This window comes from Paraburkholderia polaris, from assembly GCF_012927345.1.
GTDB lineage: Bacteria > Pseudomonadota > Gammaproteobacteria > Burkholderiales > Burkholderiaceae > Paraburkholderia > Paraburkholderia polaris.
In genome coordinates, this window is record NZ_JABBGJ010000013.1 from 159,997 (window position 1) to 186,407 (window position 26,411).

General features: G+C 62.4%; 23 protein-coding genes and 1 pseudogene. 5 read left to right on the plus strand and 19 right to left on the minus strand.

Going from position 1 to position 26,411, the window contains the following annotated elements; translation table 11 throughout:
- Positions 1 to 22: 22 nt before the first annotated feature.
- From HHL24_RS14305 to HHL24_RS14320, 4 genes are read right to left on the minus strand one after another with little or no spacing between them, the layout of a single operon-like run.
- A complete protein-coding gene (locus HHL24_RS14305; RefSeq protein WP_169486100.1) occupies positions 23 to 844 on the minus strand; it encodes an FAD binding domain-containing protein in 822 nt (273 codons plus the stop codon).
- Complete coding sequence (locus tag HHL24_RS14310; RefSeq protein ID WP_169486101.1) at positions 841 to 3,888, minus strand: xanthine dehydrogenase family protein molybdopterin-binding subunit; 3,048 nt, start codon at positions 3,886 to 3,888, stop codon at positions 841 to 843. Before HHL24_RS14310 ends, HHL24_RS14305 begins: the two co-directional genes overlap by 4 nt.
- Complete coding sequence (locus tag HHL24_RS14315; protein ID WP_169486102.1) at positions 3,885 to 4,505, minus strand: UbiX family flavin prenyltransferase; 621 nt, start codon at positions 4,503 to 4,505, stop codon at positions 3,885 to 3,887. Before HHL24_RS14315 ends, HHL24_RS14310 begins: the two co-directional genes overlap by 4 nt.
- Positions 4,498 to 5,982, minus strand: coding sequence for a UbiD family decarboxylase (locus HHL24_RS14320; protein WP_169486103.1), 1,485 nt, complete (start codon positions 5,980 to 5,982; stop codon positions 4,498 to 4,500). The genes HHL24_RS14315 and HHL24_RS14320 overlap by 8 nt, the downstream gene beginning before the upstream one ends.
- Positions 5,983 to 6,321: 339 nt before the next feature.
- Here HHL24_RS14320 and HHL24_RS14325 point away from each other — a divergent pair, with 339 nt between their 5' ends.
- From HHL24_RS14325 to HHL24_RS14335, 3 genes are all read left to right on the plus strand, one after another.
- Positions 6,322 to 7,269 (plus strand): LysR family transcriptional regulator, encoded by a 948-nt coding sequence (locus HHL24_RS14325; RefSeq protein ID WP_169486104.1) that lies wholly within the window; start codon positions 6,322 to 6,324, stop codon positions 7,267 to 7,269.
- Positions 7,269 to 8,711 (plus strand): aldehyde dehydrogenase family protein, encoded by a 1,443-nt coding sequence (locus tag HHL24_RS14330; RefSeq protein WP_169486105.1) that lies wholly within the window; start codon positions 7,269 to 7,271, stop codon positions 8,709 to 8,711. The genes HHL24_RS14325 and HHL24_RS14330 overlap by 1 nt, the downstream gene beginning before the upstream one ends.
- Before the next feature lie 70 nt (positions 8,712 to 8,781).
- Positions 8,782 to 9,060, plus strand: coding sequence for an EAL domain-containing protein (locus HHL24_RS14335; protein WP_230417458.1), 279 nt, complete (start codon positions 8,782 to 8,784; stop codon positions 9,058 to 9,060).
- A 163-nt stretch (positions 9,061 to 9,223) separates the two neighbouring features.
- On the opposite strand, the gene HHL24_RS14340 is transcribed toward HHL24_RS14335, so the two are convergent.
- Positions 9,224 to 10,609 (minus strand): MFS transporter, encoded by a 1,386-nt coding sequence (locus tag HHL24_RS14340; protein WP_169486106.1) that lies wholly within the window; start codon positions 10,607 to 10,609, stop codon positions 9,224 to 9,226.
- A gap of 89 nt (positions 10,610 to 10,698) precedes the next feature.
- Positions 10,699 to 11,865 (minus strand): M24 family metallopeptidase, encoded by a 1,167-nt coding sequence (locus tag HHL24_RS14345; RefSeq protein WP_169486107.1) that lies wholly within the window; start codon positions 11,863 to 11,865, stop codon positions 10,699 to 10,701.
- Positions 11,866 to 12,052: 187 nt separating this feature from the next.
- Here HHL24_RS14345 and HHL24_RS14350 point away from each other — a divergent pair, with 187 nt between their 5' ends.
- Complete coding sequence (locus HHL24_RS14350) at positions 12,053 to 13,048, plus strand: LysR substrate-binding domain-containing protein (RefSeq protein ID WP_169486108.1); 996 nt, start codon at positions 12,053 to 12,055, stop codon at positions 13,046 to 13,048.
- A 16-nt stretch (positions 13,049 to 13,064) separates the two neighbouring features.
- Here the strand turns inward: HHL24_RS14350 and iolB are convergent, their stop codons facing one another.
- The 8 genes from iolB to HHL24_RS14390 form a co-directional block, all read right to left on the minus strand.
- Positions 13,065 to 13,895 carry a 5-deoxy-glucuronate isomerase gene (gene iolB / locus HHL24_RS14355; RefSeq protein WP_169486109.1) on the minus strand — a complete coding sequence of 277 codons (831 nt, stop codon included), beginning with the start codon at positions 13,893 to 13,895 and terminating at the stop codon, positions 13,065 to 13,067.
- Between the two features lie 12 nt (positions 13,896 to 13,907).
- Positions 13,908 to 15,443 carry a mannitol dehydrogenase family protein gene (locus tag HHL24_RS14360; protein WP_169486110.1) on the minus strand — a complete coding sequence of 512 codons (1,536 nt, stop codon included), beginning with the start codon at positions 15,441 to 15,443 and terminating at the stop codon, positions 13,908 to 13,910.
- On the minus strand, positions 15,430 to 16,482 hold the full coding sequence (gene uxuA / locus HHL24_RS14365) for a mannonate dehydratase (protein ID WP_169486135.1): 1,053 nt from the start codon (positions 16,480 to 16,482) through the stop codon (positions 15,430 to 15,432). Before uxuA ends, HHL24_RS14360 begins: the two co-directional genes overlap by 14 nt.
- Positions 16,483 to 16,823: 341 nt before the next feature.
- Positions 16,824 to 17,909, minus strand: coding sequence for a porin (locus tag HHL24_RS14370; protein ID WP_169486111.1), 1,086 nt, complete (start codon positions 17,907 to 17,909; stop codon positions 16,824 to 16,826).
- 106 nt (positions 17,910 to 18,015) lie between these two features.
- The gene (locus HHL24_RS14375; protein WP_169486112.1) at positions 18,016 to 19,266 is read right to left on the minus strand and encodes an MFS transporter; all 1,251 of its coding nucleotides are present in this window, start codon (positions 19,264 to 19,266) and stop codon (positions 18,016 to 18,018) included.
- Between the two features lie 90 nt (positions 19,267 to 19,356).
- A complete protein-coding gene (locus HHL24_RS14380; protein ID WP_169486113.1) occupies positions 19,357 to 20,328 on the minus strand; it encodes a PDR/VanB family oxidoreductase in 972 nt (323 codons plus the stop codon).
- Between the two features lie 11 nt (positions 20,329 to 20,339).
- Entirely contained in the window at positions 20,340 to 21,122 is a 783-nt protein-coding gene (locus HHL24_RS14385) for an SDR family NAD(P)-dependent oxidoreductase (protein ID WP_169486114.1), read from the minus strand.
- A gap of 76 nt (positions 21,123 to 21,198) precedes the next feature.
- The gene (locus HHL24_RS14390; protein ID WP_169486115.1) at positions 21,199 to 22,470 is read right to left on the minus strand and encodes an aromatic ring-hydroxylating dioxygenase subunit alpha; all 1,272 of its coding nucleotides are present in this window, start codon (positions 22,468 to 22,470) and stop codon (positions 21,199 to 21,201) included.
- 150 nt (positions 22,471 to 22,620) lie between these two features.
- On the opposite strand from HHL24_RS14390, the gene HHL24_RS14395 reads away from it, so the two are divergent.
- Positions 22,621 to 23,409, plus strand: a complete 789-nt coding sequence (locus HHL24_RS14395) for an IclR family transcriptional regulator (protein WP_169486136.1) — start codon at positions 22,621 to 22,623, stop codon at positions 23,407 to 23,409.
- A 401-nt stretch (positions 23,410 to 23,810) separates the two neighbouring features.
- On the opposite strand, the gene HHL24_RS14400 is transcribed toward HHL24_RS14395, so the two are convergent.
- From HHL24_RS14400 to HHL24_RS14420, 5 genes and pseudogenes are all read right to left on the minus strand, one after another.
- The gene (locus tag HHL24_RS14400; RefSeq protein ID WP_169486116.1) at positions 23,811 to 23,972 is read right to left on the minus strand and encodes a hypothetical protein; all 162 of its coding nucleotides are present in this window, start codon (positions 23,970 to 23,972) and stop codon (positions 23,811 to 23,813) included.
- Positions 23,973 to 24,074: 102 nt separating this feature from the next.
- A pseudogene (locus HHL24_RS14405) lies at positions 24,075 to 24,314 on the minus strand (NAD(P)(+) transhydrogenase (Re/Si-specific) subunit beta); the annotation flags it as partial.
- Positions 24,315 to 24,338: 24 nt separating this feature from the next.
- Positions 24,339 to 24,545, minus strand: coding sequence for a hypothetical protein (locus tag HHL24_RS14410; protein WP_407947503.1), 207 nt, complete (start codon positions 24,543 to 24,545; stop codon positions 24,339 to 24,341).
- A gap of 256 nt (positions 24,546 to 24,801) precedes the next feature.
- The gene (locus HHL24_RS14415; protein ID WP_169486117.1) at positions 24,802 to 25,653 is read right to left on the minus strand and encodes a 3-hydroxybutyryl-CoA dehydrogenase; all 852 of its coding nucleotides are present in this window, start codon (positions 25,651 to 25,653) and stop codon (positions 24,802 to 24,804) included.
- Between the two features lie 32 nt (positions 25,654 to 25,685).
- The coding region (locus HHL24_RS14420) for an acetyl-CoA C-acyltransferase (RefSeq protein ID WP_169486118.1) at positions 25,686 to 26,411 on the minus strand (726 nt) is incomplete at its 5' end.

The following is a 26,411-nucleotide window of genomic DNA, read 5'->3' on the forward strand; positions in this document are numbered from 1 at the left end:
GTCTTCAGACGTGTTGCTCACTTTACTTTGCCTCCTCGATCACGCGCCATCCGAGTTGCCGGACCAGATGCCGGCGATAGGTCGCGCTAATATGCGCGTCGTCCTGCGCGCCCAGCTTCCAGCTCAAATCGTTCAATGCACTGCGTAGTTCTTCGCCGTGCAAACGCGGCCATGTCTCGACCACCGGCCGATCCGCAACGCCGCCCACCGCCAGGCGGATCGAGTCGCTCGTCACCACCGCCGCGCACGCGACCATCGCGAAATCGCCGTGACGCGCGGAGAATTCGGTGAAACCGTAGCGTTCGCCGGGCTTCTTCAGCGGGAAGCGCACCGCTTCGACCAATTCGTCCGGTTCACGCGCGGTCATCAACATCCCCTGGAAAAATTCCTCGGCCTTCAAGACACGCTTCTTCTTTTTCGAACGCAGTGTCACGTCGCCACCGAGCGCCGCCAGCACAAGGGGCAATTCCGCGCTCGGATCGGCGTGTGCAATCGAGCCGCACACGGTGCCGCGATTGCGAATCTGAAAGTGCGAAATGTGCGGGAACGCCATCGCCAGCAGGGGTACTTCGTCGCGCAGTGACGCGCGCCATTCGACGCTGCCCTGCGTGGCAGCCGCGCCCACAATCAGCCGGCCTGCTTCGTTATCGATGCGCACCGCGTTCAGTTCGTCCGTGCGCGAGATGTCGACCAGCATGCGAGGCTGCGCGAGCCGCATGTTCAGTACCGCCATCAGCGACTGCCCCCCGGCCAGCACGCGGGCGTCTTCGCCGTTTTGCGCGAGTGCGTCGAGCGCGTCCTGCGTGGTCATCGCGCGCAGATAATCGAACGGCGCGGGTTTCATACCTGTCTCCTGAAACGTGCGAGCAAGCGCGATAGCCACCCGCCTCCGGTTTTCACCGGTTTGCCTGCGGCCTGGCGTCCAAGCGATTCGAACAGTTGCCGCAACACGACCTTGGCCGCCCCTTCGAGCATGCGTCCGCCGACGGCCGCGACCTTGCCCGACACCTGGGCTTCGTAGTCATAGGAAAGACGCGTGCCGCTTTCGATCGGCGTCAACTCGACGAGGCCGCTGCCGCGCGCGCTGCCGAGCGACGACATGCCCGCGCCGGCCAAACGCAGCCGATGTGGCGCGTCGATTTCCGACAAGCCGATCTTCGCTTCGAAGCGCGCCTTGATCATGCCCACGCCGACCGTCACGTCGGCGCGATACTGGTTCGTGCCTTCGGCTTCGAGCGCGTGGCAACCCGGTATCACTCTGGCGAGCGCGTCCGGATCGAGCAGCACGGCGAAAATGGCTTCCGGCGACGCCGGCAAATCGACGCTGCCTTGCGCGGTCAGCGCCTTTCCGCCGCCGGGCATCGCCGGTTTCGCCGGTGGCCTGTCACACAACTCGGGACGCGACGGCGCGGGGTCGTCGATACCGATGAGCGCCATGACCTTCGAAGGCGTCAACGGCAAACGGATATCGTCGACGCCGAGTGCGTCCGCCACCGCATTCGCGATGCACGGCGGTGTGCTCATGTTGTTGCCCTCGCCGAGTCCTTTCGCGCCCAACGGCGTGAACGGACTCGGCGTTTCCAGATGCACGATCACCGGATCGGGCACTTCGCAGGTGGTCGGCATCAGATAATCGGCGAGCGTGCCCGACTGGAAGCTGCCATCCGCGCCGTAGCGGAATTCCTCCATCAACGCTGCGCCGAGACCTTGCGCGAACGCGCCGCGAATCTGGCCATCGGCGAGCGCGGGGTTCAGCAGCGTGCCGGCGTCGTGCGCGGTGACATATCGGTCGATCCGCACGCGACCCGTGGCGCGGTCCACTTCCACTCCGCACATGTCGAAGGCAAACCCGTAAGCCGCCGACGTGTTGATGCGATCGTTCTCGTCCGGCGCCGCCATGTTCGGCGGATTCCAGAACACGGTCTCACGCAGGCCGGGCTCCTCGCCTTCGGGCAAGAGCGCGGGCGCCCAATGCGGCGCATTGGCGGCGACGCGGCCGAACGGCTGCGCGCGATCCTCTGCTCCCCTGGCATAAATGCGGCCGCCTTCGAAACGCACATCTTCCGGCGCGCAACCCAACTGCTTCGACACGATGCGCGCGACCTTGTCGCGTACGCGCACGGCCGCCAGATGCACCGTGCCCGCCACCGCGCCGGCAAAGCGGCTCGAGTAATTGCCCGCCGCCACCGACCACGCGTCCTTATGCGTATCGAACTCGACATTGACGACGATGTCTTGAGGCGAGACGCCGAGCACATCCGCGACCACCTGCGCGCACACCGTCATATGCCCCTGGCCCGCGGGCGTCGACGCGATCGTCACCACCACGCCGCCTAGCAGATCGACGCTGACCGTGGCGCTCGCGATCGCTCCGCTCTTCGGGCCGGCCTTCCTGCGCGCTTCGGCAGGCATCACCGTCGTGATATAGCCCATGTTCGACACCGACGGCTCGACGATCGCCGCGAAGCCGATGCCGTACAGCCGCCCATCCTTGCGCGCCGCCTCGCGGCGCGCACGCAATTCGTCATAGCCGCCTTCGGCCAGCGCACGGCGCAGCGCCTCCTGATAGTTGCCCGAGTCGAGCAAGGCGCCCGCTGCGGCGCGATACGGGAAGGCATCGGCGGCGACGAAATTGCGGCGATACACGTCGAGCACATCCAGCTTCAACTCAAGCGCGATGCGTTGCATCAACCGTTCGAGTGCGAAGTAAACCTGCGGGCCGCCGAAGCCGCGCACGAGACCCGTGGGCGTCTTGTTGGTCAGCACGACGCGATTGCGCACCAGCAGATTGTCGATGGCATACGCGCCTGTCAGGCAGCCATGCATCCGGTAGAACGTCGCCGGTTCCGGCGCGCGCAGATAGCCCCCGCAATCTTCAAGTTGATCGTATGAGAGCGCGGTAATACGGCCGTCGCTTTCGACAGCCGCCTCGAGCGTCGACAGGCGTGCCGTCGCGGAGGTCGCCGCGCTCAGATGTTCGAGCCGGTCCTCGACCCACTTCACCGGGGCGCCGGCCTTGCGGGAGGCGAGGCACATCAGCACGACATAGGGAAACACCGCCTGCTTCACGCCGAAGCTGCCGCCTGAATCGCGCGGCGCCTTGTGACGCAGACGATTGGCCGGCACGTTCAGCGCCATCGCCATCACCGCGTGCAGCGAGAACGGCCCCATGAAATTCGACGTAACGTCGTAGCCTTCGTCGCCCGCCAGATATTCGGCGATCACCACGCCGCATTCGATCGGCGCACAGGTATTGCGCGGATAATGCGCGACCAGTTTCACGCGATGTGGCGCTTTCTCGAACGCGGCTTCGGGATCGCCATAGCGGAAGCGGCGGTCGCTGATCACATTGGTGCCGACCTTTTCATGCAGCACCGTTGACGCCTCGCTGGCCGCCTGTTCGATCGTCGTGACCGGATCGAGCGTGGAATATTCGACCTTGAGAAGATCGAGCCCGTCTTCGGCGATGGCCCGCGATTCCGCCAGCACCACCGCGACAGGTTCGCCGACATAGCGCACGCGGTCCATCGCGAGCGCCCACTGCTCCATCGGCGATTTCACACCCACCACGAAGGGCCGCGACCACGCACGCAGGTCGTCGCGCGTCAGGATCGCGCGCACGCCGGGCAGTTTCGACGCGGCGTCGGTATGAATGGCAACGAGTTCTGCATGTGCATGCGGTGAGCGCAGAATCGCTGCATGCAGGGTGCCGGGTTTGGTACCGAGATCGTCGCCATAACGGCCACGGCCGGTCAGGATCGCGGGATCTTCGAGACGCTCCATCGGCCGGCCAAGATAGGGCTGTGGACGCTTTACGCCTTCGTCATGGGTTGGTTCAACGTCTAGCGTCGCAGCATTGGCTGAATGGGTCATGTCGCGCTGGTTCATTCGTCAGTTCCCTCGCGGCGGCCCGCGAATTCATCGGCGAGTCCGCTCCAGCGCTGGGCGATCTCGCGGTGCTCGATGCCGAACAGATCCAGAATCCGGCCGACCGTGTGATCGACCACGTCCTCGATGGTCTTCGGATGGGCGTAGAACGCGGGCACCGGCGGCATCACGATCGCGCCCATCTCGGTGGCGAGCGTCATGTTGCGCAAGTGCGCGAGATTGAGCGGTGTTTCCCGTGCGACCAGCACCAGTCGGCGACGCTCCTTGAGCATGACGTCGGCGGCCCGCGTGAGCAGGTTGTCGGCGAAGCCATTGGCCACGCCCGCGAGCGTTTTCATCGAGCACGGCGCGATAACCATGCCCGCGGTGATGAACGAACCGCTCGCTACTGCCGCGCCGATATCGCGCACGTTGTAGACCACATCGGCGAGGCTCTCCAGATCGCCGCGCGCCATGCCCAGTTCCTGAGCCGCCGTCACCGCGCCGGAGGCCGACACGATCAGATGCGTCTCATGCGTGCCGAGGCGGCGCAGCGCGGCAAGCAGGCGCACACCGATCAATGCGCCGCTCGCGCCCGAAATGCCCACGACAATCCGCTCACGCTTGTTGTCAGGCATGAACGTCACCCAGGTAGGTATCGAACGCGGCGTTGTCGCCGGCGACAAGCGCTTCCAGATCCACCGAGTCCTGCCCCGGAATGCGCACGCGCGTGAACACATGCGCCGCATAAACCACCGGCCGCGTGGCGTCGAGCCCCATCTTCGCGCTGATGCCCTGCAGATGCGGCGGGGCGTCATCCGGCTGGCCCACGGTGGTCGACGGATCGAGCGGTGAGCCCTGCGCGCCTTCGATCACGACCAGATCACGATCGGCCTGGAAGCGCGTGGCGATGGCCCATTCGATTTCGGCGGGGTCGTGCACGTCCACATCGGTATCCACCACCACCACCTGTTTGATGTCGTAGTGGGCGCCGAACGCACACAGGATCACGTTTTTTGCTTCGCCTTCGCGCTTCTTCTCGAACTGGATCCACAGGTGATAACGGCAAACGCCGCCCACCGAAAGATGCACGTCCTTCACACCCGGATGGCTGCGTTGTAGATGCGCGAGCAACGTCGCCTCGCGCGGAATCGCGCCGAGCAGCAGATGTTCCATTTCGGCCGGCACAATCGTGTGATAAATCGGCTTCGCGCGATGCGTGAGCGCCGTGACCTCGATCACCTCCCGCGCCTCTCGCGCGCTGTAATACTTTGGAAACTCGCCGAACGGGCCTTCCTGCTCGCGCACGTTCGGCAGGATGCGCCCTTCGATCACGATCTCCGCGAAGGCCGGCACCTTCACACCATTGCTCACGCACTTCACGACCGGCAGCGGCTCGCCATGCAGCGCGCCTGCGATCTCCAGCTCGTCGTGATCGATCGGCGTAATCGCCTGTGAAGCGAGCATCGTCAGCGGGTCCACGCCAATCACCACAGCGAGCTCGAGCGGCTCTCCCGCGGCTTCCGCGGTTCGGTGAAATGCGTACAGATGGCGCGGCAGCAGGAGGATCGCCATGCGGTCCGGTCCATGCACCTGGATCCGGTTGATCGATACGTTCTGAATGCCGGTGCGTGGATTGCGCGCGATCACGAGACCGGCGGTGATGTACGGGCCACTATCGTGTTCGCTATGTGTCGGAATGGGCAGCAGCTTGTGTAGATCGATCCCTTGCGCATGGACGACCTGCTGGCACAGCGCGGTATCCGCCGGGACCTCCTGCCACGCGAGCGGATGCTCGGCGGCTTCGCGAAAGCGTTGCAGCAGCTGGTCCTCGCTCACGCCCATCGCTTCGGCAATCCACGCGCGCCTCGACATGAAACCGCTGACCACCGGAATCGCATGGCCGCCAGGCTGCACGAAAACTACGGCGCGCGAACCGTCGAGCTTCTTCGCGATCGCTGCGAGTTCGTGCTCGAGCGCGACGGGCTTTTCGATGGTGGCCACCCGCCCGCTCGCCGACAGGTGCTCGAGCCAGCTTCGCAGCGAGCGGGCGGGACGCCCTCCGGCACTCGGAGAAACCGTCGTATCGAGGGAAGCGGTGCAGCGAGAGCTCATCTGGGTCTCCATGTGTCGTGTCAATGTCCGCCCGTTGTTTTGTGTAGCGAGCGCACAGTGGATTTGGATGGAGCGTAGCGAGAATGGCGTATAACTTCTAATAGTGTTTTTTGATCTACAACATCACTTATTCTGATATCAGTGTTACCCCTGATGACGTGGAGCAGCGTCCTGAGTATTAATAACAGCGACCGCCTTTATCCCTGCTGCGACGGGCCTTTTGGTGACCGATCGACAAGGCTGGTGCATACGAAATAGTGCACTATCACTGCACGGGAATTGATAACGGCGACAGTCACCATCAAAAATAATGAAAATACGGAAGCCTGATCAACACCCATGGACCTGAAGCAGATTCAATATTTCATCGCGCTGTTCGAAGACGGCTCGGTCACTCGCGCGGCCAAGCGTCTGAATATCGTGCAACCGGCGCTCAGCATGCAGATCGCGAAGCTCGAGGAAGAGCTGCATCAGCAACTGTTCGAGCGGGGCTCGCACGGGATGACGCCGACCGCCGCCGGGCGGCTCATGTACCGGCTCTTCCTGCCGATCATGCGCGACCTCGCGCACGCGCGGCAGCAGCTGATCCAGCGCGACGAGATCATCACCGGGCGTGTGTCGATCGGGTTGATCGCGTCGATCAGCGAAAGCGTGCTGGCCGATTCACTGTCGCGCTATCACGAGAAATATCCGTACGTCGAAGTCACCGTCTCCGACGGCTACAGCGCGACCTTCATCGACTGGGTCGCCGGCGGCCAGCTCGATGCGGCGCTCATCAACAAACCGCGCGGCAAGCTCTCGCTCGATTCGCAAGCGATCCTTGACGAAGAAATGGTGCTCGCCACCAGTGCGGCACACGGCCCAGAGCTGCCGCACGCGATCGAGCTGGCCAAGCTGCCCGAACTCGAACTGGTGCTGCCGACCAAGCGGCACGGCCTGCGCGGCGTGCTCGATACCGCCGCGCAGCACGAGGACGTGCTCCTGACGCCGCGCTTCGAAATCGATGTGCTCAGCACCATCGTGCAACTGGTCGGCAATACGCGCTTCGCGACCATCCTGCCGCGTATCGTGGTCGAGCGCGCAGTCCGAGCGGGCACGTTGCGCGCGTATCCGATTCTGGCGCCACGCATCGTGCGCCACATCATCTGCATCACGCATCCGCGCCGGCCGCTAAGCGCCGCCGCGGAGGCGCTGATCTCGATCATCGCCGACGAACTGCGCAAGGTGCTGAACGCCGCGCCGTTGGATGCGACGAAGGACACCCCTACCCCGATCAGGAAAATTTGATGAACGCACAACACTGGATCGCCGGCACCTGGACCGGCACGCCGACGCAGCCCGCGATCGACCCGGCCACCGGCGAGCCGATCGGACTGTATGCCGACGGCGGCGCGGCAGAGGCGGACGCGGCGATTGCCGCCGCGCGCGCTGTGTTCGATCGCACCACGTGGGCACAGGACGCGCGGCTGCGGCAGAACGTGCTGCTCGACTGGGCCACGGCGCTGGATGCAAAGCGGGAAGAACTGGCGACGCTGATGGCGCGCGAGAACGGCAAAGCGATCGCGCAGGCGCGCGGCGAAGTCGCCGCGGCGATCTCGGAGGTCCGCTATTACGCCGGACTTGCGCGCCATTTGCCCGGCCACGTACTGGAGCCGGAACCGGGCACGATCTCCACGATGCTGCGCGAAGCTGCCGGCGTCGCCGCGATCATCGTGCCGTGGAATGCGCCCGCTGTGCTGCTGGTGCGCTCGCTCGCACCGGCCCTGGCGGCCGGCTGCACGAGCGTCGTCAAACCGGCGGCGCAGACCAGCCTGCTGAACGCGGCGATGATGCACTGCTTCGACGGCACCGCGCTGCCGAAGGGCGCGGTCAATGTGGTGAACGAGACCGGGCATGCGGCTGGCGAGCGGCTCGTCGAATCGCATGATGTCGACGTAGTGAGCTTCACGGGGTCGACGGCCACCGGTAAGCGGATCATGGCCGCGGCCGCCGACAGCATGAAAAAGCTTTCGCTCGAACTGGGCGGCAAATCATGCTGCGTGGTGTTCAATGATGCCGATGTCGCCGCGATCGCACCGCGTCTCGCGCGCGCCGCCACGATCATCTCCGGCCAGCAATGCACGGCCGCGCGCCGCGTGCTCGTGCATGCCTCGAAAGCGCAGCAGATGCGCGAGCAACTGACAGCCGCGCTCGCCGCGCTTAAAGTCGGTCCGGGAAGCGACGCGGCGACCGATATCGGCGCGCTGATTGACCACCGCACGCGCGATGCGGTCAATGCGACGATCGAGCGGGCGTGTGAAAGCGCGGACCGTGTGCTGCTACGCGGTGCGAGCCACGGCAACGCGTTCCTGGCGCCAACGCTGGTCGAGCATGGCGATCCGAAAGCGTTTTTCTGTCAGGAGGAGATCTTCGGGCCGTTCGTCACGCTAGAGACCTTCGAGGACGAGGCCGAGGCGCTCAGCAAGGCCAACGATACGGTGTTCGGTCTCTCCGCGAGCGTGTGGACCCACGACGTCGCGCGCGCCTATCGGATCGCCCGGGCACTGCGCAACGGGACCGTGTGGATCAACGACCACAACCGGCTATTCGCCGAAGCGGAAACCGGTGGGTATCGGCAGAGTGGTCTCGGCCGTCTGCACGGGTACGATGCACTGGCGGACTTCACCGAACTGAAACACATCTGCTTGAATGCGGGCGTGCCGGAGCAGATGGAAACGGTGGGACGGTAGCCAATGCAGCGCGAGCCGTGCCGCCGGAAACGTGCGTCGGTGCAATTGCGGTGGTTGCTTCTGGCCGCGCATGACCGGAGTCCCTTATCTTGTCCGACTGCCCATCGACACACTGAAGATCAATAAGTCGTTTGTTCGAGAGCTGGTCGATTCAGAGAAGGCGTCGGCGGTCATCCGGGGCATTGTCGGTCTCGCTCGTTCGCCCGGCATGAAGACTATCGCGGAAAGCGTCGAGTGCCAAAGCCAGGCCGAAGCACTGAACGACGCCGGATGCGATTCCATTCAGGGTTATCTAGTCAGCCGCCCGCTTGGCTCGGAGGCCTTTGCGGAATTCATGCTGCGCCGGTGAGAGCGCCAAACGTGCGGACAGATTCAGGTTGCCTGAGGCGATCTGCTGGGCCGCCGTAGCGATGGTATCGCTTGCGTGACGCACCGTTGTGACGGCGCTTACGAGGCCGTCGCGCATTTGCGAAAGACCGCATAGACGGCATAGCAGCCGGATCGATTTTCGCTCAGCGCGGCAGAGGATGCGGCGAGCGAGCGGACGCACGCGCGCCCTGCGCTGTGGCCGCTTCATCTTCCGGCTCTGCGGACAGATCCCGCTTGAAAGTCTCAGCGAGGAAAAACGCGCACACCAGGCTCAGCAACCCTGTCGCCGCGATATAGATCGAAATGGGCAGCGTCTGGCCATACGTCGCGAACAGATAGGTGGCGATCAATGGCGTCGGTCCTGACGTGATGATGCCGGCGATCTGATACGGCAGCGAAGCACCCGTATAGCGCACCCGCGTACCGAACAGTTCCGCAAACCACGTCGATTGCACGCCGTACACCGACGCCTGGCTCAACGCGATACCGCAGACGTACGCCACGAAAATCAAGGTCGGATTGCGTGTCTCAAGCAACGGAAAGAACGCGAATCCATAGATCGCCACGAACACCGCGCCGAGCATGAAGACGGTCCGGCGTCCGATCACGTCCGACAGTTTGCCGAACAGCGGCAACGTGATCAGCGCAAACGCGCAGCCTACAATGATGGCGTTCAGCAGTAGCCCACGCGACAAGCCGAGCCGCGTCGTTCCGTAAACCAGCACGAACACGTTGATCACGTTGAAGGTGATGTCGACCGCGAAGCGCGTGCCGATCGTCAGCACGAGGTCTTTCGGATGCCGGCGCAGCAATTCGATCAGCGGCGCCTTCACGACCTGCTTGCTCGCCTTGATCTGTTCGAATACCGGCGACTCCATGACGCGCAGGCGGATGAACAGGCCGATCGCGATCAGCGCGACGCTCAGCAGGAACGGCAGGCGCCATCCCCATGAATAGAACGCGTCTGACGGCATACTCGACACGGCTTTGAACACCGCGGTCGAGAGCATCAGTCCGAGCGGCACGCCCAATTGCGGGAACGCGCCGAAGAAGCCACGCTTCCTGGCCGGCGCCGTTTCGACCACCATCAGCACCGCGCCGCCCCATTCGCCGCCGACGCCGAGCCCTTGCAGGAAGCGCATCGCGACCAGCAGGATCGGCGCCCAGACGCCGATCGAGGCGTAAGTCGGCAACAGGCCGATCACGAAGGTGCCGACGCCCATGATCGTCAGCGTCGCGACGAGCGTCGCCTTACGTCCGATGCGATCGCCGAAGTGCCCGAAAAACACGGCGCCGAAAGGCCGTGCGAGATAGCCGACCGCAAAACTGCCGAACGCCGCAATGGTGCCGACCACCGGATCGAACGAGGGGAAGAACAGCTTGGCGAAGACCAGCGCCGAAGCGGTGGCATAGAGAAAAAAGTCGTACCACTCGATGGCGGTCCCGACCACCGAGGCGACCAGCACACGGTTGACGGCCGAACGGCTGATAACCGGCGCGTTGCCGGATGAAACGGGCGATGTATTCATGTCTCCTCCCTTCTCTGGGAATCTATGTTTTGAACTGCTGCGTGTCGGCGGCGCGGATTCGCCGGCACGTTACGATAAATTCGCTGCACTCACCAGTGCAGTTCCATCGGGAACTGATCGAGCGTTTCGACGCCGCCCGAGGTCAACCGCACGATACGTTCCGTGCGCAAACCGCCGACGTTCGGCACTGTGATCGTCGCCTTCAAGGTAAAGACCATGTTTTCCTGCAGCACGGTCTTGTTGCCCGGCCCGATCCACGGCGCTTCTTCTTCCGGGTCCATACCGGTGCCGTGACCGGTGCCATGGCCGCGCGCTTCGCTCGAGTATTGCTCGTAGTTCGATTTCACCAGCGCCTGCTGGATCACCGCGTTCAGTTCCAGGGCCGCCATGCCAGGACGCGCGGCGGCAAGCCCCGCTTCGACCGCGCGCGCCGCTGCCGCGACGATCGCCATCTTCTCGGGATTCGCCGGACCGTAGGTGAAACCGCGTCCGCCATCGGCTACGTACCCACGATAACGCGCACCGATGTCGGTCATGATCAGGTCGCCTGGTTGCAGGATGCGGTCGGTGGGGCGCGCCAGGTTATACGCCGAGCGCGGACCGGATTGCACCATCGAATCGAACGCGGTCCGGTCCGCTCCTCCCGCGAGCATCGCGCGGTCAGCGATTAGAGCGAGTTCACGCTCGGTGTAGGGACGGCGGTCGGCGAGCGCGTCGCGAATCGCGGCCATCGCCGAATCGGTCAAGGCGGCCGCTTTGCGCATCAGCGCCACTTCGGCGTCGCTCTTGATCGCCTTGATTTCGGCCAACACCATCGTGGGTTCGAGCTTCAGTTCGCCGAGACCGGCGTTCAGGCGCTGCAACAGGTCCGCGGGGATATAGGCGGCGCCGGCAAGACCGACCGTGCCGCTGCGATGCCGCGCCGAAAACGCCTGCACCTGTTGCGTGACTTCTCGCAGGCTGCGCACCTCGAAGGCGGTCACGCTCGTCGCGTAATCGAAGCATTGATCCGACACGAACAGCACGGGGTCGCCGTCCACGGGCAGCAGCAGGATCGCGTTGGCGATGTCCGATACGCCGTCGAGCGGACGGAAGTCGGTAAAGTAGCCGATGTTCGCGCCACGCCAGCAATCGCCGAAGGCAAGCAGGCCGACCAGGCCCGCGTTATCGAGTGCGCTGCGGACCTTGGCGACGCGGCCGAGGAACTCGTCGGTAGTGATGCCTTCCGGCGGGATGTCTGCGGTACGGGTGTTCATTGCTTCTTCGTCTCCTGTGCGGCTGCATGCGCGGATGGCGGATGCAGCCGGTCTCGATGCCCATGATGAGAATCCGCCCCGCCGTGGAATGCAGGACGTCTTCTGCATAGTAGAATCGATCGATATGCTTTTATAATGAAAAATAACTCAAAATCTATATCGATACGGAATACATGGAGACGACATCGTGACCTCGGCCATTCATCCTGACAACAGCGCGGGGGCCATCGCGACGGGCCACTTCGACCCCACGCGTCTGAAGACGCGCCAATTGGCCCTGATCGTTCAGCTCGACATCCATCGCTCGGTATTGCGCGCGGCGGACGCCGCGCACATGACGCAGCCCGGAGCGACCAAGTTGCTGCGGGAACTGGAAGAGACAATGGGTGTGCAATTGTTCGAACGGCATCCGCGCGGTGTCGAGCCCACCTGGTACGGCGAGGTGCTGATCCGCCATGCACGCAGCGTGCTGGCAGAATTGCGGCATGCGTACGACGAAGTGTCCGCGCTCAAAGCCGGCCTGACCGGGCAGGCGATGATCGGCACCGAGGTCACGGCGGCCACCAACCTCGTGCCGCAAGCCGTGGCGCTGCTCAAGAAGCGCTTTCCGCAGATTCGCGTCAACATCGAGATGGAGTTCAGCGAGGTGCTGGTGCAGCGTCTGCAGGAAGGCAAGCTGGATATGATCGTCGCGCGAATCCGCAATCCGGACGATCTGGCGGAACTGCACTACGCCCCGCTCGCAGAAGCACAGCACGCGCTGTTCGCACGCGTTGGCCACCCGCTCATCAAGCGCACCACGCTGAGCTGGAACGAACTGGCGCCGCAAACGTGGATCTTGCCGCCGAAAGGCAACGTGATGCGCAATCAGTTCACACAACTTTTTCTCGAACGGCAGCTCGCGTTGCCGACGGATGTGGTCGAGAGCTCATCGCTGCCTGTCATCACGAGTCTGCTGCAGATGAGCGATATGATCGCGCCGCTTGCGCGCGAGCCGGTGCGGCCGTATTGCATTGCCGGCGCGCTCGAACCGCTACCGTTCGAACTCGATCTGAAGCTCGGACCGGCAGGCATCGTCACACGGCGCGGCGACAGGCTCTCACCGGGTGCGCGGGCGATGCTGCAAGCGCTGCGCGAGGCCGCCGGATTCGACACCCAAGGCCCCGACGCCGACAGCGATTGACCTGCAGCAACGGGACTCAGCGCGCGCCGTCCGTCGCGACGCTTGCGCCGGGTTGTAGTAGCCATTCATGAGCCGGCTCGTTGTGTACGTGCCAGGTGCGGCGCGGACCGGCCATCACATTCAGGTAGTAGAGGTCGTAGCCGTGCGCGGCGGCAACCGGGTGATAGCCGCGCGGCACCAGCACGACATGCTTGTCGTACGCCGCGAGCGTTTCGTCGAGACTGCGGTCGTCGGTGTAGACGCGCTGGATCGCGAAGCCCTGCGGCGGCGAGATGCGGTGGTAATAGGTTTCCTCGAGATAGGTCTGCTGCTCGCCATCGTCGGTATCGTGCCGATGCGGCGGGTAGCTCGACCAGTTGCCCGCGGGCGTCACCGATTCCACCACCAGCAAGCTCTCCGCCGGCTCGGTTTCCGGCAGGATGTGGCGCACATGACGCAGATTGGCGCCAGCGCCGCGGGTTTCCTGCTTGACCTCGTCAGGTGCAATGAAGCGCGGCGGCAGACCGCCCTTCGCGGGCGCGGAGCAGATGCCGAGTTCGACGTCGTCCGCGGCCACGATCGTGTAGCGCGTATGCGGTGGCACGTACATGGACCACGGCGCGCCATCGAACGGCGACATCCGAGCGCCGATCGCGCGGCTCGCGAGCCCTTCGCAACCGACTGTTGCATGCCCCCTGACGAGCACGACCACGACTTCTCGATCGCCCGTCTCCTGTGTGACCGCAGCGCCAACTTTCAGGTCGAAAACATCGAAGCCGACGTATTTCCAGCCGGCGCTCGCCGGCGTGATATGGATGATCTGGCCGTCTTCGGCATGCTTTGACGGTTTGACGAGCAGCTCGCTCATGTTTTCCTCCGGTTATTCAGGGCTGCCACTCGCCAGAACGCAGCGGTCGCTGCCGCTACGTGCATGGCCTGCAGCGGTACAAGCGTTGATGGCTTTGACGACACCTTGTGCGCGAATCGCCGCCAGATGACCTGCGACTTGCGCGACGAAGCGCGGCTGTGCACGTAGATCGCATCCGAAAATCGACTCGATTTCGAACAGTGTTTCTACCGCGACAACGGCATCCGCTTGCAAGGTCGAGCGGACCGCCTCGGTCAGAGTGTCGGCGAGGGGATCCGCGATGGCGTAAGTGCGGCCTGTCTCATCCTGACCGCTCAGGTACGCCATCCAGCCGGCCAACGCAAAGGCGAGACGTTCGGTCGGCTTGCCACCTGTCAGGTTGACGCGCACGCTTTCCAGCCAGCGCTGCGGCAGTTTCTGCGAGCCGTCGGTTGCGATCTGTTGCAAGCGGTGATCGAGCGCGGCGTTGCGAAAACGCGCGAACAGTTCAGCGCGATAGGTGGCCAAAGCGGGTCGCGACAGCGTCGGCTCCACCTCGTCGCGCAACATGCTTTCGACAAAGTTCAGCACCGCCGGCGCGCCGATCGCCTGATCGACGGTGTCATAGCCGATCAGCGACCCGAGGTACGCAAGCACCGAATGCGCGCCGTTCAACATCCGCAATTTGGCCTGCTCATAGGGACGCGCGTCACCCACGAGCGTCGCGCCTGCACGCTCCCACGCCGGCCGCGGTCCCGCGAAGCGGTCCTCGATCACCCATTGCGAAAACGGCTCGGTCATCACCGGCCACGCATCGTCGGCACCGAGTTGCCTCGCTACGCGCATGCGATCGGCGTCGGTGGTCAGCGGCACGATCCGATCCACCATCGTGTTGGGAAATGCGCCCTCTAGCTCGATCCAGTCGGCCAGCAGAGGGTCCGCTTTGCGCGCGAACGCCAGCGTCAACGCGCGCATCGTGTCGCCGTTGGACGGCAGGTTGTCGCACGACAGCACGGTAAACGGGCCCACCCCGGCCGCGCGGCGCAGCGCCAGCGCGCGTACGACGAAGCCGATCGCGCTACGCGGCGCGGCGGCCTCGCGCAGATCATGGGCAATGTCGGGATGATCGAACTGCAATGCGCCACTGGCCGGATTGCGGCAATAGCCTTTCTCGGTGATCGTCAAGCTGACGATATGGCAGCGCGGATCGGTCATCGCATCGAGCACGGCGGCGGGCGACTGCGGCGCGACCAGCGAAGTGATCAGCGCACCGACCACCTGGAACGAATCCGCGGTGCCGTCGCGCACATCCACGGCATACAGATGATCCTGCGGAGCGAGCGCCTCCGACGTGTCCGCACGTCGCAACGACACGCCGACGATGCCCCAGCGGTGATCGCCAGCGCGCAACGTGTGCTCGGTGTACACGGCCTGGTGCGCGCGATGAAACGCCCCGAGGCCCAGATGGACGATGCCTGGAGCAAGGCTCGCGCGATCGTAGGCGGGAACGACGACTTCGCCAGCAGTGCGCGCTGCGAGCGAAGCCAGGCAGGCATTACTCAGCCGCATGATCGGCCGGATGTTTGGCGAGGCCCTCCCAGATGCCGTTCAGGTAGACCGCACCCAACGCACGGTCGAACAACCCATAGCCAGCGCGGCCCGTTTCACCCCAGATCATCCGCCCATGGTCGGGCCTGGCATAGCCTTCAAAGCCCGTTTCGAAGTAGGCCTTGACGATTTCCGCCATGTCGAGCGAGCCGTCGGCCGAGCGATGCGAGGTTTCATGAAAATCGCCTGCGGCATTGACTTGCACGTTACGCAGGTGTGCAAAATGAATCCGGCCACGCGCGCCAAACTCGCGCACCAGTGCCGGAATATCGTTCTCCAGATCCGCGCCCAGCGACCCCGAACACAGCGTCAGGCCGTTAGCGGCATCGTCGACGATAGCCAGCACGCGCTGCAGGTCGGCACGATTCTTCACGATGCGCGGCAGCCCGAAAATCGGCCGCGGCGGATCGTCGGGGTGGATCGCCATCTTGATGCCGGCTTCTTTGGCCACCGGAATGATCGCGCGCAGGAAGTAATCGAGATTGGCCCAGAGACCGGCTTCGTCAAGCGCTTCGTAGTCGCGCAACAGGGCTTTCAATTGCTCGGGCCGATAGCTCGCGTCCCACCCGGGCAGCTGGATACCGTGGCTGACGTCGAGTTCGCGGATCGCTTGCGTGTCGAACGCGAGCGTCGTCGATCCATCGGGCAGGGGCATTTCCAGCGAGGTGCGGGTCCAGTCGAAAACCGGCATGAAGTTATAGCAGACTACCTTCACACCGCAGGCGCCGAGGTTACGCAGCGTCTGGCCGTAGTTGGCGATGAGCGTGTCGCGCGTCGGTTTTCCAAGCTTGATGTCCTCGTGTACCGGCACGCTTTCGATCACTTCCAGCGTCAGGCCGTGAGCCTCTATCTTCTCCTTCAGCGACAGGATCCTGTCGATCGGCCACACCTCGCCCACAGGCACGTCATAGATGGCCGAGACGACCCCGACCATGCCGGGAATTTGACGGATGTAAGCGAGCGGCACGGGGTCCGTGTCGCCATACCAGCGAAAGGTCATTTTCACGTTCGAGTCTCCTCCTCACACGCTCGCTGCGCCTCCGACGACGCTGCGTATCAGGGAATGGTTGGTTCGGCCCTTCCGCGTTGGTCCAGCGCAGCGACGCCGCGCATGGACGCCATACGTCTGTCGGGTTCACGCGTGAGGGGCAGTCAGGAGTCTCCATCCTAGCGGCGATCGACACGCTTTTACAATGAAGAATAACGCTTCACCTATACGACTACGGAATACGTGAAGCTTTCAGGCTGTCGGCACTTACACACGAGGTTCTCGAGGCGGAGTTCACCGCAGCCATCGAGCCGTACGCTCGTACGAGAGCATGCCCCGTTCGTATCAACAATCTAAAACGTGTGCACAATTCCGATCGCGACCGCCAACTGATTTGCGCCTGTCGCCACTGGCGTAGTAGACCCCGTCGCGCTCAGTGCGGCCTTCGCGCTATTTATCACATAGGTCACATCGGTATACAGCGCTGTCCGTTTGGAAAGCCAGTAGTCAGCATTGACACCGGAACTCAGCGCGTGGGCCGATACGCTACGATACGAGTGATAGTAGGACGCCGCGGAGAGATGAAGTTGTGGCGTCACCTTATAACGTACCCCGCCAAATGCCATGTACTGTGGTGGCGATGCCTGCAGCGTGGCCGCCACATCATTGAGCAAAAGTTCGTAGCCGCCATAAAGAGTCGCGCTGCCGATTTGCCAGGATCCTCCAGCCACATACCGGCGCTCGCTATCATTCGCCGATGCAGCGCTCGTGCCTTGTCGCTGTTCGTAGGTGAATGTCAGGTTGAACGGTCCCTGCCGATAGCGCGCCCCAATGTCGTACTCCTTGCCAACCCGGAACTCGCCCGGAACCTGCGCTCCATTGGGGACCGTGGCATCGTAGCCGAAGCTGTAGAGCGCATTTACCTCGAACGGTCCAGCATGACCCAGGTACCCAACGGAGTTGTCTGCTCGCCCAACAAACTGTGAGTCCTGAGCAGAAAGCCCGTAGCTCGAATAATTCAGCGGGTCGAGTGAAAGGAAATACCGATACATCGGCGTCATCTGACGGCCTGCCATCACGGAGCCATATCGATCCGATTCGAGACCGACAAATGCCTGGCGGCCAAACAGTCGGCCACCCTGCTGCAGCGTGCCGTTATTCATAGCGATACCCGACTCGAGCGTGAAGATCGATCGCAGGCCGTCGCCGAGATCTTCCTTTCCGGTCACGCCCCACCGCGAATTGATACGGTTGCCCGTGTTTAGCCTGAACAGATCCCCTGATCCGGTTTTGGACGTATGACTCACGTATTCGACGCCGGAATCGACGATGCCATAGAGGGTCACTGAAGATTGAGCATGCGCACCGGCGCTCAGGCTCCCCGCAACACCGCAAATGAGCAGAAGCTTCAACGACTGTTTCGTGTTATTCGACTTCACTGCCTCTCTCCATTGAATATTATTAATAGATTAGTTATGCAAAATTATTAAAGAAATAAAACCAGAAAGAAAAGCATCTACGCCTCACTCTAGTTTTCCCCCACCCTCATTCCCGGGCGATGTGTTTGCTGACGAAGAACATGGCAACCGCGCCCACCAGCGGTCCAACGGCAAGCGTTTGGAGCGCAAGCATGAACGAATGGGTGCCGCCATAGACATGCCCCACCGCGAGCGGAGAAACGGCGCTTCCCATCTGCCAGATAGCATTAGTCCATCCGGCGCTGGCACCAGCCAGACGCTTGCCCGACGCATCGCTTATCTGAGCCATCAGAACGGGAAGGTAGCCGAACGAGAAAGCGCCAAGTATCGGAGCAACCAGATAGAACTGTGCTGCCGTCGAGCAACTTCCGAAAACCAGCAGTGTGACTGTGAACGCCAGCAGACACAGGATCGAGATCAACTTGCGCGACACACCGGGCAGGTCGGAAATCCAACCGAGTGTCGGCTTTGCGATGACCGCCCCTATTCCAAACGACGCGATGATCGAGCCCGCCACGACGGGTGAGATACCGTAGTGCCTGGTCATTAACGCATTGCCCCAGGCGCCGAAACCCACCGTCGCCCACAGACCTCCGCATCCCGCAACGGCCAGCACGATCAGGTTGCGGTTACGCAGCAGGCCGAGCATCTCTTTTGCGCTGTTTCGTGTAGGCGACTGGTCGTTGGCTGGGCGATTCTTCAATAGCAACAGCGCGACAATACCCCACACAAAGGTCACAATACCGAGTATCCGGAAGGCGTCGGACCAACCGTGTTTTGCGGAAAATGACGGAACGAAAGCATTGGCGATGACCACGGCCATCGAGGTAGCGGTCGTGTAAATGCCCATCGCCCGTCCACGGTCTCGCGAAAACCATGCAGGAATGATCTTCATGCCGGCCGAGTAATCCGCACCCGCGGCAAAACCCATTGCAAGCTGAATCACGATGCCGGCCGCCAGCGATTCGGTATAGCCGAAACAGAATGTGAAAACGCCGAGCGGCAGCAGCGCCAAGGTGAGCATTAACCGTCCACCGAGCAGATCGGTCAGTATGCCGCCGACCACATTGGCCAGCACGTAGCCCACATAGAAAGCCGTCACAAACGCGCCGAGCATGGCGACCTTGAGCCCTAGCGAAGCGCCGACGGGTGCCGCAACCGTACTCCACGCCACCCGGTCGACGTAGCTGAGGAGAAACGCCGCCCAGACGATGAACAGGGCAACCCACCGGTAACTGCTGGCCTCTGTGCCTGCAGAGGACTTCGCAGACGAGACGCTGCCGGATGCGTCTCCAGACGACATCATATTTTCCTCCATGACTCCTCCAATGCAAGGCGTGCGCGAAGCCGCCCTTTTGTTCTGATTCTTGACCCAGCCTGTCGATGCAGGCTGGTACGCGTTCCACTGCTATAAATCGAGCACGAGCATCCGGGATTTCGCGCGTGAGCAACAGGGCAGGAACTGATCGTTGCGAGCCTGCTCGTCAGGCGAGAGGAACAGATCGCGATGATCGGGCTCACCGTCCAGCACACGCGTGAGGCACGTGCCGCATATGCCCTGCTCACACGACACCGGCACGTCGACACCGGCTGCGACCAATGCCTGTATAACGGTCTGGGTCGCCGAAACCGGCACGACCCGACCGGACCTTGCAAGCCGAATGTCGAAAGACGCCTCGTCATGGTTCGCTGCCGGCGCCGGCGCCGCCGAAAAATATTCGTAGTGCAGTCGATCGGAGGGCCAGCCCAGCAAGCGTGCCTTGTCAAGCACCGCGCTCATGAAGCCCTGCGGACCGCATACATACAGGTGCAGATCAGGTTGCGGGTCGGCCAATAGCGCGTCGAGATCGATACGTTGTGCTTGATCGGCATCATCAAAGTGGCACCGTGCGGAGTCTGCCCACGGTGAACCGGTGATGCGCTCCATGAAGGCCGCTCGAGAGGACGATCGGGCGCAGTAGTGAAGACTGAATGCTGCACCCTCGCGACTCAACTGCTCGGCCATGCAAAGCAGAGGTGTCAGGCCAATACCGCCTGCGAACAGCAGATGTCGGACACGCCCTCGTGCGAGGGAAAAATGATTGCGTGGCGCACTGATCTGTATCTCGTCACCCTCGTGCACAGCGTTGTGCAAACCTGCCGAGCCGCCACGCGAGGTATCGTCGCGCAGAACAGCGATCTGATACCGATGACGTTCCGACGGGCAATTGCACAGCGAGTACTGCCGGACAAGGCCGCCAGGTACATGCACGTCGATATGGGCGCCCGCTTCGAACGCCGGCAACTCGCTTCCATCGAGGCTGGCAAGTTCGAAACTGACAATACCCTCCGCCTCCGCACGCCGGCGCGCAACGCGCACCGTAAGCCTGGAATGATTCATGACAGTCGCCCTTACATGATCGACAAGCCGCCGTCGACCATCAGCGTTGTACCGGTGATGAACGATGCTTCGTCACTTGCGAACCAGAGGATCGGCCAGGCGATTTCTTCGGGCGTGGCCCACCGCCCGATCAACGACGTATCCTGCCGCTGAGTCTTGAGCACTTCCAGGTTGTTCCCAGCGGCGCGCGCGCGGTTGACGTGGAAGTCGGTCAACGTGGAACCCGGACACACCGCATTAACACGCACTCCTTTCTCTGCTTCTTCAAACGCCAGCGTGCGCGTCATGGCGAGCATGCCGGCCTTGGTCGCGTCGTAAAGGCCCATGCCCTTACGACCGGTCACGGCATAGCAGGACGACACGTTGACGATGCTGGCCGCCCCCGTTCGACGCAATAGAGGAAGGGCTGCCTTGCAGTAATTTGAAGTGCCAATCAGATTGACAGACACCATCGCCTGCCACTCCGCTGGCGAGGCGTTCGCCAACGTGCTGTAGTTGCGCATCGCCGCATTGTTGACTAGCACGTCGAGCCGGTCGAACGAATCAGCCGCAAGCTCGGCCACGCGGGTCGCATCGTCCGGGTTCGAGACGTCGGCCGCAAAAGTCTTGACCTGAGCGGAGGGATTGAGTCGAATCAGCTCGTCGGCGGTATGCGCCAGCGCCATCGGATTCGCATCGACCAGCACGACCGCGGCACCCTCTGCGCAAAATACACGAGCTGTCGCGGCGCCGATGCCTCCACCGCCGCCCGTGATCAATGCGACCTTGCCGTGAAGTCTTGTTCCTTGCTGCATTTCATGCCGGCGCTATGCCGGCCTCCTTGTTGCTGAAACGATATTTGAGGAAACCGGACGCATGCCCGGCTCGAGATCAGATCGAGTAGATAGGCTGTCCCTTGCCGTCGGCAAGGTGAATCACAGCCCATTCCTGCGGCTTCTGATCACGTGGCAACAGTGCGCCCGCAGCGCGGACACGTTGCTGATCAGCGGCGATCGCGGGCGGATCTGTGTCGGGAAGCAAAGCGGTGGCCGCTTCGTAGAGCATGCGGCGCGCCATCACAATCGCCCGGTCGGTCGGCAACAGCTTTTCCTTGCTGTGATCCTGTATCGGCCCCATGCTTTCCTGCAGCGAGGCGTCCTGCATGGCAAAGCCGAATACCCCCGAATAAGCCCGCTTTTCTTTTTGCGCCTGGCGGTCGATCAGGTAATCGTTGTCCTTGTTGGCCTTCGGGCGGAACGTGCCCGGTTCGTATTCGCAGTGGATCCCCTTGCCCGCCTCCAGGTCGCTCAATTCCTGCTCGCTCAATGGGCGGTCGGGACGGAAGTTGATGCTCCATGACCAGCAGCTCTCGTCGTCGATCGGTACCCACACGTGGCCCGCCAGCGAGTGGTCGCCGAACGGCGGGATGAGCGTGTACCACGGAAACAGCCACTGCGTGACGCGCCAGTAGTACGAATCCGGTTCGCCATTGCGGCGGCCGAAGAGGGTCAGCCCAAACTGCGTCTTCTCGATTTCGAAGATCACATTGCCGTCCGCCTTGATGTAGTCGAGGGCCTTGGTGCCCTGGTGCATGGGGTCTGCGTCGACCTCGTAGCGATGCACATACGACACGTGGCTGGTATCGATCCCGCCTTCCATGGCCTGCAGATAGTTCGATTCCTGGAGTCGCTTGGAAACGAACACGTGACTTGCGGGGAGATTGCACCATTCGAGGTCCGGGGGAGCCGGCTGACGGTCCTTCGGGCCCATGTAGGCCCACACCATCCCTGCGCGCTCGATGCACGGATACGCCGTGATACTCATGTGCTTGCACGCCTGAGGCGCAGACGGCACCTCGACACAATTACCGTCGCGATCGAATTTCAAGCCGTGATACGAGCAGCGGATGCCATTTTCTTCGTTGCGACCGAAATACAGCGACACGCCGCGATGGGAGCAGAACTCGTCGATCAACGCGGGTTTGCCGCTGGAGTCGCGAAACGCCAGCAGTTTTTCGCCGAGGATCTGCACGCGCACCGGCGGGCAATCCGGCTCGGCAATTTCGCTCGTCAAGAGTACCGGCACCCAGTAGCGCCGCATCAGGTCGCCCATTGCCGTTCCTGGGCCGGTGCGCACCAAGGTTTCTGACATGTTCTTGTCCATCTTTTCTCCAGATCAGGTTTTCGCGTTGTCCGCTGTGTGAGAATTAAATCTCATTCTACGGACAACTTGACTCAAGTCAAGCCGTCGGAACCCCAGGACTTTCACTACAATGCGCAATTAGAAAGCGGCAGCGCGAATAGGAAATTTCAAATGGAAGAGAAAAAATCGCACGAAAGTGTGCGAGCAGTGGAAAGGGCGCTGGAAATTCTCCTTGCGTTCCGCCCAGGCGATAAGGAGCTGGCGGTCGCGGAGTTACTTACACGCGTGGACCTGAGTCGGCCCACGTTGTATCGGTTGCTCAACACACTTGAACAACAAGGCTTTCTGGTCTCGTCGGGCGAGCCGCAGCGATTTCGCCTCGGTAGCGCCGTTGCACAGTTGGCTCACGTCTGGATGACGAGTCACAGCATCGCGCAGCTTGCCCAGCCGATGCTGCGCAATCTGTGGGAGGAGACGACGGAAACAGTGGCCCTGTTCGTGCCGGACGGCGTGTACCGGCTGTGTGTCGCAGAGATGGAGAGTCCGCAGCCGCTGAGCTTCCGGCGCGGCGTCGGCTATCGTGAAAAGCTGGTGCTGGGCGCGAGTGGCCGGTCAATCCTTTCCCAGATGCAGCTTCCTGCCGAAGAACTGAGCCGCTACCTGTCCGATCCGAGCCAGGATGTCGAGCGCTTGATTGGCGATCTGGAAACAATCCGCACGCAGGGTTTTGCAACGAGCCACCATGAACTGATTGACGGTGCGGTCGCCGTCGCCGCGCCGTTCTTCAATGGTGCGGATCAGGTAGCGGGTGCGCTTTGCATATTCGGCCCCAGCGTGCGCGTCACCAATCAGCGGGTCGCGCAATTTGCTGATTTGGTCAGACGCGAGGCGGGAAACCTGTCGCGAGTGCTCGGGCAGCAGACGAGGCAGGCTCACGTAACGGCTGGCTCCCGCAAATAACGGAGCGTTTGCGCGAAGTCAAACCAGCAACCTGGATATTCGACGCGTAGGTGTCACGCTCACAACTGTTCGGGGATCAGCGCTATATGGCGCAACTTGATATCGGTGGCCTTCCATTCGATATGGTCAGGGAATCGATTGAACTGCTTGTTTGATCTGTGCCGGTGACGTGTCTCGCTCGATTTCGCTAGATCGACGAGCCTCGTCTCGCAGGTCGCGCACTATTGAGCCTCAATAGCAAGGCCGAGCAGGTGCGCTACGTGGACTCAAATCGCGGGTTACTACCAGCATCGGAACACAAAAGCATGACCGCTCTGTCAAAACTTCGCTGACCTTTAAGTATCAGTCATAGATTGGCCAGCGAGGTCCGGATGTGCGTGTCATGCATCACGCTCCATGGCTCAGTCTGGCGCGATCTGTCCGAGGCCCAGCGTATAGCTTGTCAGTAGCAACTCGACGTCCTTCCCCCGCATCCGCTCGGGAATATTTCCATCGAGCGTGACGATCACGTGCAGTCCGACATCCACGGACCTGACGTCGCGCGCCGTGCCAGTCTGTGTCAACGGCCGGTCCGCGGCGGCACGGCTGGTCAGATTGAGGCTGGTTGCAAAACAGTGCCGTCACCACGTGCGGAATAGTTTCGAATAGCAGACCGGGGGATTAACTCACTCGACCGCCTTCACCATATCCTCGATCACTTTCTTGGCGTCGCCGAACACCATCATCGTCTTGTCCATGTAGAACAGGTCGTTGTCGAGACCTGCGTAACCTGCCGCCATCGACCGTTTATTCACAATGACCGTGCGCGCCTTGTACGCCTCAATGATCGGGATGCCCGCGATCGGCGACTTCGGATCGTTCTTCGCCGCCGGGTTCACCACGTCGTTCGCGCCGCGCTTCAGTAGTGGCAACTCGGCATCGGTCTGAGACTAGACCTTGAGGACGAGATCAGCGCCGAACGCAGTCGCCGCGTCGACGATTTCCGCGCCGGCGGCTGTAAAGGCTTCGTCAGGAAAGCTCGCGCCGGTGCCAGCGCCGCTCTGGATCGTGACCCGGTGGCCCTGGGTCACATACTTCCTGACCGTTTCGGGCGTCGCGGCGACGCGGGTTTCGTGCGCGCGCGTCTCGGCTGGCACTCCGATGTGCATGGTGTATTTAGAAAGTCAGGTAAGCTCGACAAGTGCGAGACCGGAATGACACAAGGTCATCGGCAACGGACCCCGGCAGCGAACCTCACCCTAACGGTAGAGGAAAGACGGCCGGCGGTCAGTTTCATCGGAACAGTGTTCGACCAGTTTTCTCGTGCGCGCTGACGCTGTACCGCCGGGGCTCGCACACGCGTGCGAGTCCACCGGTCAGGTCCCGTGCAAATTTTCTCACCTGGCGCGCGGCTCAGTTGTAGCAATAGACGCCTTGCCCAACCTTGCGACCCAGCCGGCCAGCAGCCACGAGTTCGCGCAGCAGCGGACATGCGCGATATTTCGAGTCACCAAAGTCCTTGACGAATACGTCCATCACGGACAGGCAGACGTCGAGTCCCACCAGGTCTGCGAGCGCCAGCGGGCCGATGGGGTGGCTCGCGCCAAGACGCATGCCGGCGTCGATCTCCTCGGCCGTGGCGACGCCCTCTGCAAGCAGAAAAAAGGCTTCGTTAATCATCGGCACCAGAATCCGGTTGACCACGAACCCAGGCGAGTTCTTGACACCAATGGGCGACTTGTCGAGCCTGACCGTCAGTTCGCGAACCGCTTCGGCAGTCGCCGCGCCGGTCTGCAAGCCGCGAATAATTTCGACGAGCGGCATCATCGGGACCGGATTGAAGAAATGCAAGCCGATGAAGCGCGACGGATCGGCGAGCGTCGCGCCTAGCGAGGTGATCGAGATCGATGAGGTGTTCGAAGCGATGATCGCATCGGGCCGCACCACAGATTCAATCTGTTTCAGTATACGAAGCTTCAGATCGAGGTTTTCGGTGGCAGCTTCGACCACGAGATCCGCCGCCGCGAGTTGCCCATAGTCGGTCGACGTTTCGATGCGGGCGAGCGCCGCATCGCGTGTCGCCACGTCCAGCTTCTCTTTGGCGACGAGCCGGTCAAGGCTGGCTGTCAGGGCGGCGACGCCTTTGCCCAACGCGGCATCGCTAACGTCGATCAGAATGGTTCTGAGTCCGGCAACCGCGGCGGCTTGAGCAATACCGTTGCCCATCGTGCCTGCGCCGACGACCCCTAGCGTTTCAATTGTCATGATTGTCTCCTTCGTACCGCTGCGCGGCACGCCTACTGAAGGTTTTCGAAGATCGCCGCGATACCCTGCCCGCCGCCGATACACATCGTCACCAGCGCGTACCGGCCGCCGATCCGCTGCAATTCATACAGCGCCTTGACGGTGATCAGCGCGCCAGTCGCGCCGATCGGGTGGCCGAGCGAAATGCCCGAGCCGTTCGGATTGACCTTGGCCGGATCGAAACCGAGTTCCTTGCTGACCGCGCACGCCTGAGCGGCAAACGCTTCGTTCGCTTCGATCACATCCAGATCGGCGACCGTCAGGCCGGCGCGTTCGAGCGCCTTGCGCGTTGCCGGCACCGGGCCGATGCCCATGTATGCCGGATCGACGCCTGCATGCGCGTATGAAACCAGCCGTGCCAACGGCTTGATGCCGCGCTTTTCGGCGACGCTGCGTTCCATCAGCACGACCGCCGCGGCCGCGTCGTTGATGCCCGACGCGTTGCCGGCCGTCACCGTGCCGTTTTCCTTCGCGAACACCGGCTTCAACTTGGAGAAGTCTTCTGCCGTTGCGTTCATGCGTGCGTGCTCATCCGTATCGAACACGACGTCGCCCTTCTTCGACGGAATCGTGATCGGCAGGATCTGGTCCTTGAAGTAGCCGCTCGTGATCGCGTTGGCCGCGCGGCGATGCGATTCGAGCGCGAGTGCATCCTGCGTTTCACGCGAGATCTCGTATTTGCGCGCGACGTTCTCGGCAGTCACGCCCATATGGATCGA

Coding starts and splice junctions, on each gene's coding strand:
- HHL24_RS14305 (WP_169486100.1), bottom strand. CDS start 844: ATGAAACCCGCGCCGTTCGATTATCTGCGCGCGATGACCACGCAGGAC.
- HHL24_RS14310 (WP_169486101.1), bottom strand. CDS start 3,888: ATGAACCAGCGCGACATGACCCATTCAGCCAATGCTGCGACGCTAGAC.
- HHL24_RS14315 (WP_169486102.1), bottom strand. CDS start 4,505: ATGCCTGACAACAAGCGTGAGCGGATTGTCGTGGGCATTTCGGGCGCG.
- HHL24_RS14320 (WP_169486103.1), bottom strand. CDS start 5,982: ATGAGCTCTCGCTGCACCGCTTCCCTCGATACGACGGTTTCTCCGAGT.
- HHL24_RS14325 (WP_169486104.1), top strand. CDS start 6,322: ATGGACCTGAAGCAGATTCAATATTTCATCGCGCTGTTCGAAGACGGC.
- HHL24_RS14330 (WP_169486105.1), top strand. CDS start 7,269: ATGAACGCACAACACTGGATCGCCGGCACCTGGACCGGCACGCCGACG.
- HHL24_RS14335 (WP_230417458.1), top strand. CDS start 8,782: ATGACCGGAGTCCCTTATCTTGTCCGACTGCCCATCGACACACTGAAG.
- HHL24_RS14340 (WP_169486106.1), bottom strand. CDS start 10,609: ATGAATACATCGCCCGTTTCATCCGGCAACGCGCCGGTTATCAGCCGT.
- HHL24_RS14345 (WP_169486107.1), bottom strand. CDS start 11,865: ATGAACACCCGTACCGCAGACATCCCGCCGGAAGGCATCACTACCGAC.
- iolB (WP_169486109.1), bottom strand. CDS start 13,895: ATGAGCGAGCTGCTCGTCAAACCGTCAAAGCATGCCGAAGACGGCCAG.
- HHL24_RS14360 (WP_169486110.1), bottom strand. CDS start 15,443: ATGCGGCTGAGTAATGCCTGCCTGGCTTCGCTCGCAGCGCGCACTGCT.
- uxuA (WP_169486135.1), bottom strand. CDS start 16,482: ATGACCTTTCGCTGGTATGGCGACACGGACCCCGTGCCGCTCGCTTAC.
- HHL24_RS14375 (WP_169486112.1), bottom strand. CDS start 19,266: ATGGAGGAAAATATGATGTCGTCTGGAGACGCATCCGGCAGCGTCTCG.
- HHL24_RS14380 (WP_169486113.1), bottom strand. CDS start 20,328: ATGAATCATTCCAGGCTTACGGTGCGCGTTGCGCGCCGGCGTGCGGAG.
- HHL24_RS14385 (WP_169486114.1), bottom strand. CDS start 21,122: ATGCAGCAAGGAACAAGACTTCACGGCAAGGTCGCATTGATCACGGGC.
- HHL24_RS14390 (WP_169486115.1), bottom strand. CDS start 22,470: ATGGACAAGAACATGTCAGAAACCTTGGTGCGCACCGGCCCAGGAACG.
- HHL24_RS14395 (WP_169486136.1), top strand. CDS start 22,621: ATGGAAGAGAAAAAATCGCACGAAAGTGTGCGAGCAGTGGAAAGGGCG.
- HHL24_RS14415 (WP_169486117.1), bottom strand. CDS start 25,653: ATGACAATTGAAACGCTAGGGGTCGTCGGCGCAGGCACGATGGGCAAC.